This window comes from Devosia sp. CN2-171 (genome assembly GCF_049354815.1).
GTDB lineage: Bacteria > Pseudomonadota > Alphaproteobacteria > Rhizobiales > Devosiaceae > Devosia_A.
Genome location: NZ_CP186479.1, coordinates 2,847,969 through 2,863,860, shown reverse-complemented (window position 1 = coordinate 2,863,860; position 15,892 = coordinate 2,847,969). Strand labels below are relative to the sequence as shown.

Genomic DNA, 15,892 nt, shown 5'->3' with positions numbered 1-15,892 from the left:
GGACGGGGGTCAAATGGGTTCGACGCTTATCCACGGAGCGACAGTTCTGTCCGTGGACGCTGAAAATACGGTGTTCGAGGGTGGCTATGTCGTCATCCGCGATGGCCGCATCAGCGACATTGGACCCGGTGACAGTACTCCCAACCCGTCTGGCTTCGACGAGGTGTTCCACCTGACCGGACACCTCGTCATGCCGGGCCTCGTCAATGCCCACACCCATTCGGTGATGGTGCTGTTCCGCGGCCGCTCGGAGGGCCAGAGCCTCCTTACCATGGAGGGCTGGTACAACTCCATTCGCGAGCCCGAGCTGTCGCTGATCGCCTCCGACATCGGCCCCGCCGTGGCACTGAGCTGCGCCGAGATGGCGCTCTCGGGCACCACTACTTTCTGCGACCAGTATTTCTTCGCTGAGGAGATCGCCGAGGCGGTGAAGGAGGCCGGTCTCCGTTCGGTCATCGCCTATGGCATCGTGCAGCTCGGCGACAAGCAGCGGGGCGAGGAAGAGCTGAGGAAGGCCACCGCTTTCCTCGAGAAACAGCGCTCCGCCGATGGCCGCGTGATCCCGTGGTTCGGTCCGCACGCACCTTATGTCGACAATACCGAGGACCTGCTGCTGGCCGAGGTCGAGGTCGCCAACAAGTACGGCGTCGGCCTCCATCTCCACATGGCCTGCGGTCCAGAGGACAACGAGGAAACCGAGCGCCGCTATGGCACCACGGCCGCCGTGGCACTCGAAAAGATTGGCTTCTTCAAGGGCCGCATCCACGCCGCCCACTGCCTCGATCTGAGCCCCGAGGATATCGCGGTGTTCGCCCGCGCACCCCATGCCTCGGTCTCCTACAATGCTACGGCAGGGCTGCGTTCGGGCCGCAAGGGCATCTGCCCGGTGGTCGACCTGAAGGCCGCCGGTGTCACCGTGGCGATCGGCACTGATAACGTTGCCGCCAACAATTCTTACGACCTCGTCTCCGAGATGCGCGTTGCCGGCCTCGTTGCCTCCCATCGCGAAGGCGTGGCGCAGCCGCTGAGCTCGCGCGAGCTCGTGCGCATGGCCACCATCGAAGGCGCCAGGGCGCTCGGCCTCGACCATGAGATCGGCAGCCTCGAAATCGGCAAGGCCGCCGATATCGCGGCCTTCGACCTGCGTGGTGCGGGCTATTCGGAAACACCCGACCCCGAGACGCTGCTGGTCTATTCCGGCTCGGGCCGTGACCTGCGGCACCTGTGGGTCGCCGGCGAGCAGCTGGTCAACGACCGCACGCTGACGCGGCGTCCCTATGCTGATATTCGTTCGAGCTACTCGGCCACCTATGCCGAGTTCTGGGACCGCGTCCAGGAAGCGAAAGCGGACGCCAAGAAGAAGAAAGAAGTAGCCTGACCTTGACCAAGCGTAAGTTCATTTTCGACAGCGACGGCGGTGTGGACGACGCCCAGGCGCTGATCCTGCTCGTTGCCAACGGCAAGACGCCGGACCTCATCACCACCGTGTTCGGCAATGTCGGCCTCGACCAGGCAACGACAAACCTGCTCGCCGTGCAGGCCATGCTCGGCACCGACATTCCAGTGCACAAAGGCGCCGACCGGCCCCTGACCCAGCCGATCATCGACGCCAAGTATGTGCATGGCGACGATGGCCTCGGCGGTGCGCGCCGCCCCGACAAGCAGGCGCTGCCAGCCTCCGACGATGGTATCGGGATTCTCCGTCGCACCTTCGGTGATGCCGCAGCCAAGGGCGAGAAGGTCGACATCCTGATGATCGGGCCGCTCACCAATCTGGCGCTGGCCTTGCGGCTCGAGCCCTCGATCATCGATGGCATCGGCACGCTCACCATCATGGGCGGCAATGTCTATGGCCGCGGCAACACCACGCCGGCCGCCGAGTTCAACATCTACGCCGACCCGGAGGCCGCGCATGTGGTGCTGACCGCCGGCGTCGAGACGGTGGTCGTGCCGTGGGAGCCCTGCACCACGCACTACATGGACGGGCAGCGCGTCGACGCGCTGTTCGAGTCCATTGCGTCGGGCCCGATGCGCGACTTTTCGCGAGCGCTGGCTGCGCATGCGCGTCACAACAGCGTCAGCCGCGGCAATCCCGACCACTTCCTCTATGTCGATCCTCTGGCTGCCGCGGTCGTCCTCGATCCCTCGATGGTGACCAAGTCTGTGGTGGCGTCGTCCTCGGTCGAGCTCGCGCCAGGGCTCACCCGCGGCATGACGCTGGTCGATCCCTCGGGCCGTCTCGGCACGCCGAAAATTACGTTCGTCGAGGAGGTCGATATCGGAAAGGTCGACGCCCTCTACGCCGTATCCGCCGCCTATTCCCCTTGAACCAGAACAAACGCAAACAGGAGTGCGCATGTCTCTGATCTCGACTCTCGCAAAGGCCGCAGCCAGCACGCTGCTCGCCGCCTCGATGATGGCCTCGACGGCAATCCCCGCCGCCGCCCAGGAATACACCAAGGACAACCCGCTCAAGGTCGCACTCGTGCTGCACGGCACGCTCGGCGACAAGAGCTTCTTCGACAGCGCCAAGGCAGGCATGGACAAGGCTACCGCCGAGCTACCGGTGGAGATCAAGATCATCGAAGCCGGCTACGACCGCTCCAAGTGGCAGCCGGCTCTCGCCGATGCCACGGACTCGGGCTACAACGTCATCATCGCTGGCACCTTCGACATGACCGGCTACATCGCCGAGCTCGCTCCGCAATATCCGGACGTGAAGTTCATCGACTTCGACGATGCTCCGGACTTTGCTGCCTGTGACTGCAAGAACGTTCTCGGCGTCATGTACGGCACTTCGACCGCCGGCTACCTCGCCGGCTACGCTGCCGCCAAGCTTTCGAAGACCGGCAAGCTCGGCACCATCCTCGGCATGGAATTCCCCACCGTCACCGACTTCAAGACCGGTTTCGATCAGGGCGCCAAGGAAGCCAACCCGAATATCGAGATACTGAACGCCGTTGCCGGCACCTTCTCGGACCCGGCCAAGGGTAAGGAAATCGGCCTCGCCCAGCTCAACCAGGGCGCGGACATCATCTTCCCGATCGCCGGTGGCACCGGTCTTGGCGCCCTGCAGGCGGTGAAGGAAGCCGGTGGCGGCAAGCTCGCCGTCGGCGTCGACAGCGACCAGGCGACGATCTTCGCGGCCAACGGCGACCAGGCCCAGGCCGACGTGATCTTCACCTCGGTGGAAAAGAAGGTCGGCGAGTCGCTGTTCCTCGCGCTCAAGGGCACGATCGACGGCACCCAGGAATACGGCAAGCGCATCGTGCTTGGCCTCAAGGACGGTGCCGTGGGCATTTCCAGGAACGCCCAGTACGAGGCTATCGTGCCGGCGGACCTCCGCGCCGAAATCGACGCCAAGGAAGCCGCGATCATCGCCGGCGAGATCGTCGTCAACGCCGACGTGAAGTAAGCATCAGCGGGCGTCGCCTCCGGGCGGCGCCCTTCTGTCTACTGAGGCAGCCGGGGGCAGCATGGCGCTTCTTGAAGCAATCGGGATCGGCAAGGTCTATCCCGGCGGAGTGGTGGCCAATGACGGGGTAAACCTCGTCATCGAGCCGGGCGAAGTTCACGCCGTCGTCGGCGAGAATGGCGCGGGCAAGTCCACGCTCATGAAAATCCTGTTCGGCATTGAACAAGCGAACGCCGGCACGCTCCTGCTCGACGGCAAGCCGGTGCAGTTCGCCAATCCGCGCGAAGCCATCGATGCCGGTATCGGCATGGTGTTCCAGCATTTCTCGCTGGTGCCGAGCTTCGCGGTCTATGAAAACGTCGTGCTCGGCTCCGAGCCGAGGCTCGGCATCAAGCTTGATCGCCAGAAAGCGATCGCCGAGGTGCAGGCGCTCTCCGACAAGTTTCGCCTGAAGGTCGATCCGCTCCCGCCCGTGGGCACGCTCCCCGTCGGCCAGCAGCAGCGCGTCGAGATTTTGAAGGCGCTCTACCGCAACGCCCGGATCCTCATCCTCGACGAGCCGACAGCCGTGCTGGCGCCGCAGGAAGTACAGGAGCTGTTCGTCGCCATCCGATCGCTGGTGGCGCAGGGCAAGACCGTCATCTTCATCGCCCACAAGCTGCCCGAAGTGCTCGAGATTTCGAACTCGATCACGGTGATGCGGCAGGGCAAGACCGTCGGCCAGGTGAGGACCAGCGAAGTCACCGAGAAGAGCCTTGCTGCCCTGATGGTGGGGCGTGAGGTGAGCCTGCGCGTCGATCGCAAGCCCACCAACCAGACCGAGCGCGTCGCCTCCGTCTCCGGCCTCCGTGTCGTCAATGCGCGCGGCACCGAAGTGGTGGCCGGGCTCGATCTCAACGTCCATTCGGGCGAGATCGTCGGCCTCGTCGGCGTCGAGGGCAACGGACAGGCCGAAACGCTCGAGGCCATCGCCGGCCTGCGCTCGATTGCCGAAGGCACGATCACCATCGCCAACGAGAACGCCAGCGGCAAGACCGTGCTCGAGCGGCGCGGGCTGGGCCTCGCTTCAATCCCCGAAGACCGGATCGCCGAAGGCCTCGCCCCCGGCTCGACCGTGGCCGAAAACCTCGTGGCGACGCGGCTCAACGACAAGCGCTATGTCCGCAACGGTCTGCTCGACCTCAAGGCGATCAAGGCCAATGCGCTGAAGTTGATCGAGCAGTTCTCCATCCGCGTCGGCGGTCCGAGCTATGCCGTCGGCACGCTCTCTGGCGGCAATATGCAGAAAGTGGTGGTCGCGCGTGAACTGAGCGAGCAGCCAAAGCTCCTCCTCGTCAACCAGCCGACCCGCGGCGTCGATCTCGGCGCTACCCAGTTCATCTGGCGCACCATTACCGACGCGCGCGACAACGGCGCCGCGGTGCTACTGAGTTCGGCTGACCTGAGCGAACTGCTGGCGCTCAGCGACCGGCTGATTGTCCTATATCGCGGCAAGATCGTTGCCGCCTTCCTCAACACGCCGGACCTCACGCCGGAAACGCTCGGCACTTACATGCTCGGGCTTTCGACGCAGACCGCAGACGAAATGCAGGCGGCCCTCAAATGAGCAACATTCCCGCCATCGACCGCTCGTCGCGCTGGAAGACCATCCGCCGCGAAACCGGCCGCGCCATCGGCGCGCTGGTCATCGCGCTGGTCGTCACCTTCATCATTGTGCTTGTGACCTCGAAGGCGCCGTTCGAGGCCATCACCCAGCTTCTCACTGCGCCGATCTCGCGTCCACGCACCATCGGGCTCTGGATTGACGATGTGGCCAAGCTCACCATCACCGGCCTCGCCTTCAGCCTCGTCTTCCAGGCCCGGCAGTTCGCCATGGGCGTCCAGGGCCAAGTCTATATCGGGGCGCTCTGTGCCAGCTATGTCGCGCTCTCGCCGCTTGGCGCCACCTGGGCCGGCATTCCGCTCGGCATCACCGCGGCCATGCTCGGCGGCGCGATCTACGGCTTCATCCCCGGCATCGCCAAGGCTAAGCTCGGCGCCAACGAGATCGTCTCGTCGTTGATGCTCAACTACATCGCGATCGAGGTCTGCAACTTCCTCGTCCGCACCAACCTGCCCAAGCCGCAGGCCGGCGTGCTGACCACCAACGATTTCCCCGATAGCTCGGTGTTCCCGGCGCTGGTCGCCAATACCCGCGTCGACTTCGGACTGATCTTCGCCATTGTCGCCGTGCTGGTCGTCTGGTTCGCGCTCTATCGCACCAGCTGGGGCCTGAAGCTCCGCCTCGTCGGTCACAATGCCCGCTTTGCCGAATATTCCGGCATCAAGGCGACCTTCATCATGGTCTCGGCCATGACGGCTTCGGGCGCGCTCGGCGGCCTCCTCGGCTCGATGTTCGTGCAGGGCCAGACCTACGGCAAGCTGACGGTGCTGTTCGAAGGTGGCCTCGCCTTCGAGGGTATCCTCGTCGCTATTGTGGCGCGCAGCCGGCCGCTCGCCGTGCCGATCGTGGCGCTGTTCTACGGCTATCTGCGCCAGGGCGCGCAACTGATGAACATCCGCACCGACGTTCCGGCCGAGGTGATCGGCGTCGTCACCGCGATTATCATCCTTCTCGTCTCGTCGAGCTTCTCATTGAGCTTCATCACCAGGTGGTTCAAGCGCGAGCCGACCGCCGCAACTCAGGCCGCCGCTGCCGGGGGTGCCGCCAAATGATGGAACTGTTCATCACCGTCTTCTCGGCGGCCTTCTTCGTCACCGTCATTCGCACCACGACGCCGCTGCTGCTGGCGACGCTCGGCGGCCTCATCGCCGACCTGTCGGGCGCACTGAACGTCGCGCTCGAAGGCATGATGCTGATCGGCTGCCTCACTGCAGTGATCGTCTCGGTCTATGCGCCCTGGTACGTCGCGGTGGCGGCGGGCCTGGGTGCCGGCGCGCTGCTCGGTCTGATCATGGCCTTCTTCGCCTACCGGTTGAAGGCGGACATCATCCTCGTCGGCTTCGCCATCAACATCTTCGCTGCCGGCGGCACCGTGTTCGCCCTCGCCATCGCCACCGGCGGCGACAAGGGCACCTCGATCAACCTGCCATCGAAGGCCATTCCGGCGGTCGACCTGAGCTTCCTCAAGGGCATTCCGGTCATCGGGGAGGCGCTGACGGCCTTCCTCTCCGGCCATTCGGTTTTGAGCTGGCTGGCCGCCTTCCTCGTCTTCGCCGTCTGGTACTTCCTCTACCGCACGCCCTGGGGCCTGTGGCTGCGCGGCGTCGGCGAGTATCCGGCGGCGCCGGAAGCGGCCGGCATCCCGGTCAACAAGATCCGCACTTGGAGCCTTATCGTCTCGGGCGCGCTGGCCGGCCTCGGCGGTGCACAGCTGGCGATGTTCAACTATGTCGGGTTTACTCGCGACATGACGGCGGGCCGCGGCTTCATCGCCCTCGGCGCCGTGCTGCTCGGCGCCCGCCATCCGATCGGCGCACTCATCGCTGCCCTGCTGTTCGGTGCCTTTGAAGCGCTGGCGGTAGTGATGCCGGGCCTCTTCAACGACATCCCGGCCGAACTCATCCGCATGATCCCCTTCGTCGTCACCATCGCCGCCCTGATCCTGTTCTCGATCCGGGCCCAACGGGCGCTGGCACTGCGCGGGGTGAAGTAGGGCTAGTACCCGAGCTCCGTAAAACTCGCCGCCCGGCCATCGTACAGCAGCAGCCGCCCGACCAGCGGCTCGCCAACGCGCGTGATCAGCTTGATCGCCTCCATGGCCATCAGTGTGCCGATCACCCCGGTGACGGCGCCGAGCACACCCACCACTTCACAGGCCGGCAGGTCCGCCTCGTCAGGGGTATCCGGATAGAGATTGCGGAACGTCTTGCCGCCGGGCATGAACACCGTCACCTGCCCATCGAACATCGATACGGCGCCCGAGACCAGCGGCACTCCCGCCGCCTGCGCCGCTTCGGCGACCACGGCGCGGGTACCGAAATTGTCGGTGCCGTCGATGACGAGCGCGTAGTCGGCCATGATCCGCGTCACGTTCTCCGCCGTGACCCGCTCGATATGCGGCACGAACTGGACGTGATCGTTGAGCCCGGCGACGAACGCTCCGGCGCTCTCCGCCTTGGTGGCGCCGATGCCGGCCTTCTGGTGGATCACCTGGCGTTGCAGGTTCGAGAGCGACACCGTGTCGTGGTCGACGACGCCGAGTGTGCCGATACCCGCCGCGGCGAGATAGGCGATCACCGGGCTGCCGAGCCCTCCGGCGCCCACCACCAGTACGCGCGCTGATTTCAGCCGCTGCTGGCCATCGCCCCCGACGCCGCGCAACACGATGTGGCGCGCGTAGCGCTTGATTTCTTCGGGGCTCAGATTGCTCATGGCGCGACCGGTACCGTGACAAAGCGGCGGTTCGGTCCCTCGAAGCCGAGGCTGTAGACCGAGATGACGGCAACCAGTGGTGATGCGCTGTAGCCGAATGGGAACGGACTCATCACCGCGTGGATGCGGTAGTCGGAGACACAGCCACGCGAGGCGGGAACGGCGGTATCGCGGTAGATCTCGGCCTCGTTGCCGGCACTGTCGACGAGAGTTAGGGCAAAGCCTTGCACAGGATCCTCCATGCCGTAGCTGGCACAGGGCTCAGTGGTCGTAGAGGCGAAGGTTTCGAGCTCGAGCGTGAACGGATCGCTCGGCGCGTCGAGCCCGTTGCCGAACATGCCGAAGCTGGCTTCCATGCCGCTTGCACCGGACTCGCCGTCGGCATTCATGAGCAGCGGTTGCGCAGGAACAGTGAGGGCGAGCTTGTCGAGCATCGGCTGGGCCTCAGCCAGGGCTTTCCGGCGCGCCGCATCCAGGCTGGCGGACTCGTCGTCGAGGCGAACGCGAACGGGGGAGCCGACCCACTTGTCCTCGATCAGGTCGACGACGAAGATCGAGTCATAGGGAAAACCCGAGCCATCCTGAACGCCGTACTCCTCGTAGGCGAAGTAGCGGCCGTCCCCCGAAAAGCCGATCGGGTCGATCGCGGCCCCATCTCCGGCGAGGGCCGGCGATGCCAAGAGGGCAAAACCGAGGCTAGCGGCCAGTCGAGCCAAAGCCGCCGGCACCACGTTGCGTTTCATCGAGCGCCTCCTTCAGTTCGAACTGAACTGTCGTCACCGGAGCGATGACCATCTGCGCGATCCGGTCGCCGCGCCTGATTTCGAAAGCAGTATCGCCCTGGTTGATCAGGATCACCTTGATCTCGCCGCGATAGTCCGCGTCGATCGTTCCCGGTGTATTGAGCACGGTGACGCCGAACTTCGCGGCAAGGCCCGAGCGCGGCCGCACCTGCGCTTCATAGCCGGGGGGCAGCGCGATTGCCATGCCGGTCGGAACGAGAGCCCGCTTGCCCGGATCGATGGTGAGGGTCTCAGAAATGCCGAGCGCGGCGAGGAGATCGACCCCTGCCGCGCCGGATGTCTGCTGGCGCGGGGCTTCGAGGCCCCGGCCATGTTCGAGCCAGATGAACTGGACGGAAACGCTCGCCGTCATCAGCGCGTGTCGACCACTGCGAACAGCTCATCCGGCAGGTCTGCCTTGCCATCGAGCAGGTCCGTGAACGGAATGACCGTCTCGGCGGTATTGTCGCCGATCTTGGTCATGTTGGTCTCGATGATCTTCTTGCCCTTGATGCGGATGGTGGCGTTGTGGCCCTCGAAATAGGCCTTCATCATCGCCGCGGTCTGCGCATCCTCTTCACCCTGGGTGACCTGGTTCTTCATCTCGCCGGTCTTGAACGCCACGCGGACAACGCCCGGGCTCACGACGGTGAAGGTGGTGTCTTCGTTCGGGCCATCATCGTCGGAGGTGATCGCCGTCAGGTCGCCTTCCTTGACCGAGGTGCAGGTGGCGCTGCCATCCGCATTTTCGGTCAGCACGTCGCCCTCGTCCTTGCAGAACGCGTCAGCGGAGGCTGCTGCGGCTTCTTCGCCGCCGGCTTCCGCCATTTGCTTGATCATCGGGTAGAACTCGGCGCCCATCGTCATGATGGTGGTCGCCTTGCCGGTGGTTTCGGATGTCACGTCGATCTCGGCGGTGACGTCCATGCAGCCGGCGAGGCCAGCGCTCAGCATCAGCACGCCGGCCAGCCGGGCAATCGTCTTCAGGGTCATGGAATTCTCCTCAACAGTGGCCCGCCGCCTCCCCGTCACGTTATGGCCGGGGCCCAAGAGCTGCAAGCGCGTCCCGCCTCGGTATGGTCCCAATGCTGAACGGCTGATGAACCCGCGTTCAGAAACCCAGCAGCCGCCAGAGCGTCACCAGCAGCACGACCAGTCCGAGCCAGAAGCCGGTCAGGATCATGAAGCGATTGAAGCGCCGGTCGGGCGCATTCTTGTCGCGTTCGTAATCTTCGAGCGCCGCTTCGGCTTTGCTCATGATGGCGGGGAACCGGCCGAGCGTCGCTACCGCGACGTCGAAGTGATCCTTGAGCTGCTCCAGCCGGCCGATTGGACCTGCCTCGCGCCGCACCCAGTCGCCGACGATGGGCTCGGAGATGGTCCAGATGTCGAGTTCGGGATCGAGCGCCCGCGCCACGCCCTCGACCAGCACCATGGATTTCTGGAGGAGGATCAGTTCGGGCCGCGTCTGCATCTCGAACAATTCGGTTGTCGCGAAGAGCTGGCCCAGGACTTTGGCCATCGAGATATCGGAAACCCGCCGTCCATGCTGCGGCTCGCCTATGGCGCGCAGCGCCTGGGCGAAATCGTCGATCGATTGCGTGCGCGGCACGTAGCCGATCTCGAAATGGCGCTCGGCGATGAGGCGATAATTGCGCGTGATGAAGCCGTAGAGAATCTCGGCGAGGAAGCGCCGCTCGCGCCGGGTGATCCGGCCCATGATGCCGAAATCGACGGCGATGACGTTGCCGTTCGCGGGGTCGGCGAAGAGGTTTCCCGGATGGAGGTCGGCATGGAAGAAGCCGTCGCGGACGGTATGGCGTAGGAAGGCCTGCAGCAAGTTCTTGGCGAGGGCCTTGCGATCGACGCCGGCCGCATCGAGCGCGGCGTTGTCGCGGATGGGGATGCCGTCGACCCAGCTCGTCGTCAGCACGCTGTCGGACGTGTAGTCCCACATGACGCGGGGAATGACGAAGCCGGTGTCGTCCTTGATATTGTCGGAGAATTCCGAGATCGACGCCGCCTCCATGCGCAGGTCGAGCTCGATCCGGGCCGAGCGATCGAGCGTTGCAACGACATCGACCGGCCGCAGGCGCCGCAGCTTGGGCACGAAGGTCTCGGCCATCCGTGCGCCGGCATACTGGCTCTCGATATCGGCGGCGAAGCGGTTGCGGATGCCCGGCCGCAGGATTTTCACGGCCACCTTGGTACCGTCGTGCAGTTTGGCGTGATGCACTTGCGCGATCGAGGCCGCGGCGATGGGTGGCGAGATCTCGGTGAGCTCGGTGGCACGGGCGCCCAGCGCCTCCTGCAGCAGTCCGGGCACCAGCGCCGGATCGAACGGCTCCATCGCGTCCTGCAGCACCGCGAGGTCGGCCGCGACCTCGGGGCCGACGATATCGGGGCGGGTGGCGAGGGTCTGCCCCAGCTTCACATAGGTAGGGCCGAGTTTGTGCAGGGCGCGGGTCAGCCGCTCGACCTTGCCGGTGCGCTTGACCTCGCCACGCTCGAACAGGCGCCCGAAACGGATGCCGGCCTTCATCACCGGCGGCAGGGCGTCATTGTCGGCGATCGACAGCGCCCCCTCGCGCGCAAGGACGAAGCCGGCCCGTGCCAGGCGGAAGTAAGCCCCAAGCCCCATGCGTCAGAGTTTCCAGGCTGCGTGCAGCGCCGCGATATTGCCGGTGAAGGCGGTGTGGGTGACGCGCTTGAAGCCGGCTGCGCCGATCATCTGCGTAAAATGCTCGGCGGTCGGGAACTTGCGGATCGACTCGACGAGATACTGGTAGGGCTGCGCATCGCCAGTCACCGCACGGCCGATCGGCGGAATGATGCGGTCGGAAAAGACCTTGTAGACCTCGTCGAGCACCGGCGCATCGACCTGGCTGAACTCGAGGCAGAGGAACCGCCCGCCGCGCTTCAGCACGCGAAACGCCTCGCCCAGCGCCAGCGGGATGCGTGGCACATTCCGGATGCCGAAGGCGATGGTATAGGCATCAAAGCTCTCATCCTCGAACGGCAGCGCTTCGGCATTGGCCTCGACGAACTTCGCCTGTGCGGGGAAGCGCCATTTCTTCGCACGCTCCTCGCCGACCCGCAGCATGTCGGTGTTGATGTCACTGACCGTGACCTCGGCATAGCCGACCGAGGCGTTGACGATGCGCTCGGCGATGTCGCCGGTTCCGCCCGCCATGTCGAGCACGCGATAGGGGACCGAGCCCCCCTTGGGCGGCGCCAGCCGCGCGACCATGGCGTCCTTCCACAGCCGGTGCACGCCGCCGCTCATCAGGTCGTTCATCAGGTCATAGCGATCGGCGACGCGGTGGAAGACGTCGTTGACCAGCCCCTGCTTTTCCTCGAGGGCGACCGTACGTTCGCCGAAATGCGTGGTCTCAGCCATGTGCGCGTCTCCGAAAACTGGCGGCGTTATAACTAAAGCCGCCCAGGCTTACCATGACGCAAACCGGCGCATGGTTGAGGTGTAGTGGCCGTACCAAACACTGACATCATCAGGCGCTTGCATGGTGTAGGTTCGCCCGCCACATATTGCCCGCCCAACAAGGAGCCCCCATGCCCGAGCTGCCAGAGGTCGAAACGGTCCGCCGCGGGCTAGAGCCCTATGTCACCGGCGCGGTGATCGACACGGTGACGCTGAAGCGCAAGGACCTGCGCTTCCCCTTTCCCGAGGGCTTCAAAGAGGCTCTCGAGGGCGCGACCATCGAGCGGACGGCACGGCGGGCAAAATACCTGCTGTTCCGGCTCTCGACCGGCAAGACCTGGCTGAGCCACCTCGGGATGACCGGCACCTACCGCTTCGAGGACTTCAAGTTCAAGGAGCCGAGCCGCTACTACGAGCCGACCGAGGACCGGAAGCACGACCATCTCATTCTCGAGCTCACCCATCCTCAGCACGGCCAGATGAAGCTTATCTACAATGACGCACGGCGCTTCGGCTTCGTCGATCTGTTCGAGGACGAGGCGCAGAGCCCTTTGCTCGCCGAACTGGGGCCCGAGCCGCTCTCCAATGCCTTCAACGCTGCCGAGATGGCTGAGCGCTTCGCCGGCAAGAAGGCGCCGATGAAGGCGGCACTGCTCGACCAGAGCGTCGTCGCCGGCCTTGGGAACATCTATGTCAGCGAGGCGCTGCATCGGGCCCATATTCGCCCCGATATTGCCGCCGGCACGCTGGTGCTGAAATCGGGCAAACCCTCCAAGCGCCTCGACGACCTGGCCGACAGCGTGCGGACCGTGCTGATCGAGGCCATCGACGCCGGCGGCTCGACCCTGCGCGATTTCCGCGCTGCAGACGGCAATTCGGGTTACTTCCAGCACCGTTTCGCCGTATATGACCGCGAGAATGAGCCATGTCCGACCCCCGGCTGTCGCGGCGTGATCAAGCGGATCGTGCAGTCGGGCCGTTCGACCTTCTTCTGCCCGGTGTGCCAGCACTAGGCAGAGTCGCCCGAGCCCCTGAATCCGGTTGACGCCACCGCCCTCCGCGACTATACACCCCCCAACTTGGCGGCTCGGTGCCGCCGATTTCATTTCATCGCCCATGGGTGAGCGGCTCGAAAGGCTGCACCATCGGGTTGAAGCGCCAAGAGGATTTCATGGCCAATACCGCCTCCGCCAAGAAGGCCACCCGCAAGATCGCGGCCCGTAGCGAAGTGAACAAGTCGCGTCGTTCGCGCATGCGCACTTACGTTCGCAAGGTCGAGGAAGCCATCACTGCCGGCGACCACAAGGTCGCGGTCGAGGCCCTCAAGGCGGCCGAGCCGGAGATCGTGCGCGCTGCCCAGAAGGGTATCGTCCACGCCAACGTCGCGGCCCGCAAGGTGAGCCGTCTGAACTCCCGGGTGAAGGCGCTGCAGGCTTAACAACCAAGCGCCTCGCTGTATCAAATTGGCACAGGGCTCCCATCGGGAGCCCTTCGCATTTCCGGCCGTCGTGCTAGACTGGCCGTCGCACCATCGGACCGGGGGTGTGGCGGGATTGCGACAGTTTTACTGCAGAGTTATCCCCTCACGAAACCCCAGCATTTCCGGGACTTTGCGCATCGCTGTCATCGTAATTTCATCTTCGATTTTGAAATGAAATGTCTTGGTCGGGGGCTCGTTGCCACAATTTGAATCGAGACCGGTTTCAGTCGGAATCGGGGATTCAGCGTGGAGTCACAGCGCCTTAAAAACGCGGGTCCAGCGGAGGCGGCGGAAAGGTTTTTGCAAGAGTTGCGAGTCAACCCCCTCTAGTCAAAAAACCCCCGTTGATTGGAAAATCCCCCCCCTCTAAGATGCCTCCATTGGCTCAGGACAAGCGGCGGCAGAACCGCGTTCCAGGCCAGTGTTGCGTACAAGAGTGCTGAGTAAAGACGAGACTGTTTGCGGTTCGGGGCATGGCCGGCAGTCTTGGGGAACGTTGTTCGTGGTCTGGATTGACTAGTAATTAGTGTTTGTCTTGCGCCCCGCGTAGGACGTTGCAGTAGCCGGGCGCGATCAGCGGCCCGGTTCAAGTGAAATAGATGCGTAGTCTGAACCGTGGCGAAGTCCGCGGACGGAAGAGGCTTGCCCGAGAAACGGCAGGCAAGGTTGGCGGCGTCGTGCCCAAAAGGGGCGGCGGATAGAAACAGGATTGGGGCTGAAATCACGATGGCGACACATGCGGCGGCAAGTCGTGCTGACTGGATATCGAATGCAAACAAGGGAAAGGGGCAGGGCGACGTAGAGGGGGGAGTGATCATGACGACGGGCAAGGATGGCCAGCCAATCGGCACGAACGAGCTTTTCCAACGCGTGCGCGCCCGCCTCAAGGCCGCCGTGGGCGAAGACGTCTTCAACTCCTGGTTTGCCCGGCTCGAGCTCGAAGAGATCGTCGATGACCTCGCCCATCTGAGCGTGCCGACCCGCTTCCTCTGCTCCTGGGTCCAGTCCAACTACGCCGAGAAGATCCTCGATGCGTTCCGCGCCGAGTCCGCCGGCCTCGGTCGACTGCACTTCACCGTGCGCGTCAACGGCCAGGCCCGGCCGCGCCTGCAGCATCCCGAGCCGGCGCCCGAGCCCAGCGAGCCGCAGTCCGCGGCAACGACGCCGGCTGCGCCGCGTCCTATGCGCGAGACGCCCGCTGCGATCGGCGCTGCGCCGCGTGGCGACGCCCTGTCGGGCTCGGCGATCGATCCCAAGATGACGTTCGACAATTTCGTCGTCGGCTCGTCCAACGAAATGGCGCTGCAGGTGGCGAAACAAGTCGCCCACGCCGTCCAGAACAACACGGTCAGCTTCAACCCGGTCTATATCCATTCGAGCGTGGGCTTGGGCAAGTCGCATCTGCTCAACGCCATCGCCTGGGCAGCCGGGGCGAACGATCCGAATAAGAACATCGTCTATCTGACCGCCGACCACTTCATGTACCACTTCATCACCGCCGTGCAGCGCCAGTCGGCGCTCGGCTTCAAGGAGTGGCTGCGCCGGGTCGACCTCTTGCTGATCGACGACATGCAGTTCCTGCAGGGCAAGTCCGCCACCGAATTCGGCCACACGCTCGGCACGCTTTTGACTGGCGCCAAGCAGGTCGTCGTGGCCGGCGATGCGCCGCCGCGCGACCTCGAAATGCTCGATGAGCGCGTCCGCTCGCGCCTCTCGGGCGGCCTCGTCGTGCCGATCAACTCCTTCGACCTCGACCTCCGCCGCGCCATCGTGACGCGCCGCGCCGAGCAGGCTGTGGCCCGCTTCTCGGATGCCCATTTCGCGCCCGCCGTGCTGGATTACGTCGCCCGCGTCGTCGTCAGCCATGGCCGCGACCTCGATGGCGCGGTGAACCGGCTGCTGGCCGCCAACCAGCTGACCAAGGAGCCGATCACTGTTGCGCTCGCCGAGCGCACGCTGGCCGATCTGGTCCGCCAGCGCGATGCGCGCCGGGTGCGGATCGAGGATATCCTCCGGATCGTCTCGCGCCACTACAAGGTGCCGCGCAACGACCTGCTCTCGTCGCGCCGCTCGCGCGACGTGGTCCGCCCGCGCCAGATCGCCATGTATCTGGCCAAGTCGCTGACCTCGCGCTCGCTGCCCGAAATCGGCCGGCGCTTCGGCGGCCGCGACCACACCACGGTGCTTCACTCGGTCCGCAAGGTCGAGCAGATGATCAAGGACGATGCCGAACTCGGCCAGGAGATCGAGCTCCTGAAGCGCATGCTCGAGGAATAAGCGGCGGATTTGAGTTTGGCCCTCTCCCACGGGGGAGGGCTGCCGGCCCGGATGGCCGGCGCTAGGTGAGTTCGGCCCAGTAGGGCGCTGTGTGTGAGTAGTAGCGTTGACTGTTTCGCGTGCT

The 15,892-nt window shown here is 64.7% G+C and carries 15 protein-coding genes; 9 read left to right on the top strand and 6 right to left on the bottom strand.

Going from position 1 to position 15,892, the window contains the following annotated elements:
* Nucleotides 1-52 precede the first annotated feature (52 nt).
* From ACOYW5_RS14135 to ACOYW5_RS14110, 6 genes are all read left to right on the top strand, one after another.
* Nucleotides 53-1,378 (top strand): amidohydrolase family protein, encoded by a 1,326-nt coding sequence (locus ACOYW5_RS14135; protein ID WP_423065529.1) that lies wholly within the window; start codon nt 53-55, stop codon nt 1,376-1,378.
* Nucleotides 1,379-1,380: 2 nt separating this feature from the next.
* Nucleotides 1,381-2,328 carry a nucleoside hydrolase gene (locus tag ACOYW5_RS14130; RefSeq protein WP_423065528.1) on the top strand — a complete coding sequence of 316 codons (948 nt, stop codon included), beginning with the start codon at nt 1,381-1,383 and terminating at the stop codon, nt 2,326-2,328.
* 28 nt (nt 2,329-2,356) lie between these two features.
* Complete coding sequence (locus tag ACOYW5_RS14125; protein WP_423065527.1) at nt 2,357-3,415, top strand: BMP family lipoprotein; 1,059 nt, start codon at nt 2,357-2,359, stop codon at nt 3,413-3,415.
* A gap of 61 nt (nt 3,416-3,476) precedes the next feature.
* Nucleotides 3,477-5,021, top strand: a complete 1,545-nt coding sequence (locus ACOYW5_RS14120; RefSeq protein WP_423065526.1) for an ABC transporter ATP-binding protein — start codon at nt 3,477-3,479, stop codon at nt 5,019-5,021.
* Nucleotides 5,018-6,130 (top strand): ABC transporter permease, encoded by a 1,113-nt coding sequence (locus ACOYW5_RS14115; RefSeq protein ID WP_423065525.1) that lies wholly within the window; start codon nt 5,018-5,020, stop codon nt 6,128-6,130. Before ACOYW5_RS14120 ends, ACOYW5_RS14115 begins: the two co-directional genes overlap by 4 nt.
* Nucleotides 6,127-7,071 (top strand): ABC transporter permease, encoded by a 945-nt coding sequence (locus ACOYW5_RS14110; protein ID WP_423065524.1) that lies wholly within the window; start codon nt 6,127-6,129, stop codon nt 7,069-7,071. Before ACOYW5_RS14115 ends, ACOYW5_RS14110 begins: the two co-directional genes overlap by 4 nt.
* 2 nt (nt 7,072-7,073) lie before the next feature.
* Here the strand turns inward: ACOYW5_RS14110 and ACOYW5_RS14105 are convergent, their stop codons facing one another.
* The 6 genes from ACOYW5_RS14105 to ubiE all read right to left on the bottom strand — a co-directional run bounded on the left by ACOYW5_RS14105 (nt 7,074) and on the right by ubiE (nt 11,972).
* Entirely contained in the window at nt 7,074-7,790 is a 717-nt protein-coding gene (locus tag ACOYW5_RS14105; RefSeq protein WP_423065523.1) for a HesA/MoeB/ThiF family protein, read from the bottom strand.
* Nucleotides 7,787-8,533, bottom strand: coding sequence for a DUF2259 domain-containing protein (locus ACOYW5_RS14100; protein ID WP_423065522.1), 747 nt, complete (start codon nt 8,531-8,533; stop codon nt 7,787-7,789). The genes ACOYW5_RS14105 and ACOYW5_RS14100 overlap by 4 nt, the downstream gene beginning before the upstream one ends.
* Nucleotides 8,487-8,945, bottom strand: coding sequence for a dUTP diphosphatase (dut, locus tag ACOYW5_RS14095; protein ID WP_423065521.1), 459 nt, complete (start codon nt 8,943-8,945; stop codon nt 8,487-8,489). The genes ACOYW5_RS14100 and dut overlap by 47 nt, the downstream gene beginning before the upstream one ends.
* Nucleotides 8,945-9,565 (bottom strand): hypothetical protein, encoded by a 621-nt coding sequence (locus tag ACOYW5_RS14090; protein ID WP_423065520.1) that lies wholly within the window; start codon nt 9,563-9,565, stop codon nt 8,945-8,947. The genes dut and ACOYW5_RS14090 overlap by 1 nt, the downstream gene beginning before the upstream one ends.
* 118 nt (nt 9,566-9,683) lie before the next feature.
* A complete protein-coding gene (ubiB, locus tag ACOYW5_RS14085) occupies nt 9,684-11,213 on the bottom strand; it encodes a 2-polyprenylphenol 6-hydroxylase (protein WP_423065519.1) in 1,530 nt (509 codons plus the stop codon).
* Between the two features lie 3 nt (nt 11,214-11,216).
* On the bottom strand, nt 11,217-11,972 hold the full coding sequence (gene ubiE, locus ACOYW5_RS14080; protein WP_423065518.1) for a bifunctional demethylmenaquinone methyltransferase/2-methoxy-6-polyprenyl-1,4-benzoquinol methylase UbiE: 756 nt from the start codon (nt 11,970-11,972) through the stop codon (nt 11,217-11,219).
* Between the two features lie 170 nt (nt 11,973-12,142).
* Here ubiE and mutM point away from each other — a divergent pair, with 170 nt between their 5' ends.
* From mutM to dnaA, 3 genes are all read left to right on the top strand, one after another.
* Nucleotides 12,143-13,024 carry a bifunctional DNA-formamidopyrimidine glycosylase/DNA-(apurinic or apyrimidinic site) lyase gene (mutM, locus tag ACOYW5_RS14075; RefSeq protein WP_423065517.1) on the top strand — a complete coding sequence of 294 codons (882 nt, stop codon included), beginning with the start codon at nt 12,143-12,145 and terminating at the stop codon, nt 13,022-13,024.
* 158 nt (nt 13,025-13,182) lie between these two features.
* Nucleotides 13,183-13,449, top strand: a complete 267-nt coding sequence (gene rpsT, locus ACOYW5_RS14070; RefSeq protein ID WP_423065516.1) for a 30S ribosomal protein S20 — start codon at nt 13,183-13,185, stop codon at nt 13,447-13,449.
* A gap of 858 nt (nt 13,450-14,307) precedes the next feature.
* Nucleotides 14,308-15,768 carry a chromosomal replication initiator protein DnaA gene (gene dnaA, locus ACOYW5_RS14065; protein WP_423065515.1) on the top strand — a complete coding sequence of 487 codons (1,461 nt, stop codon included), beginning with the start codon at nt 14,308-14,310 and terminating at the stop codon, nt 15,766-15,768.
* The last annotated feature ends 124 nt before the right edge of the window (nt 15,769-15,892 follow it).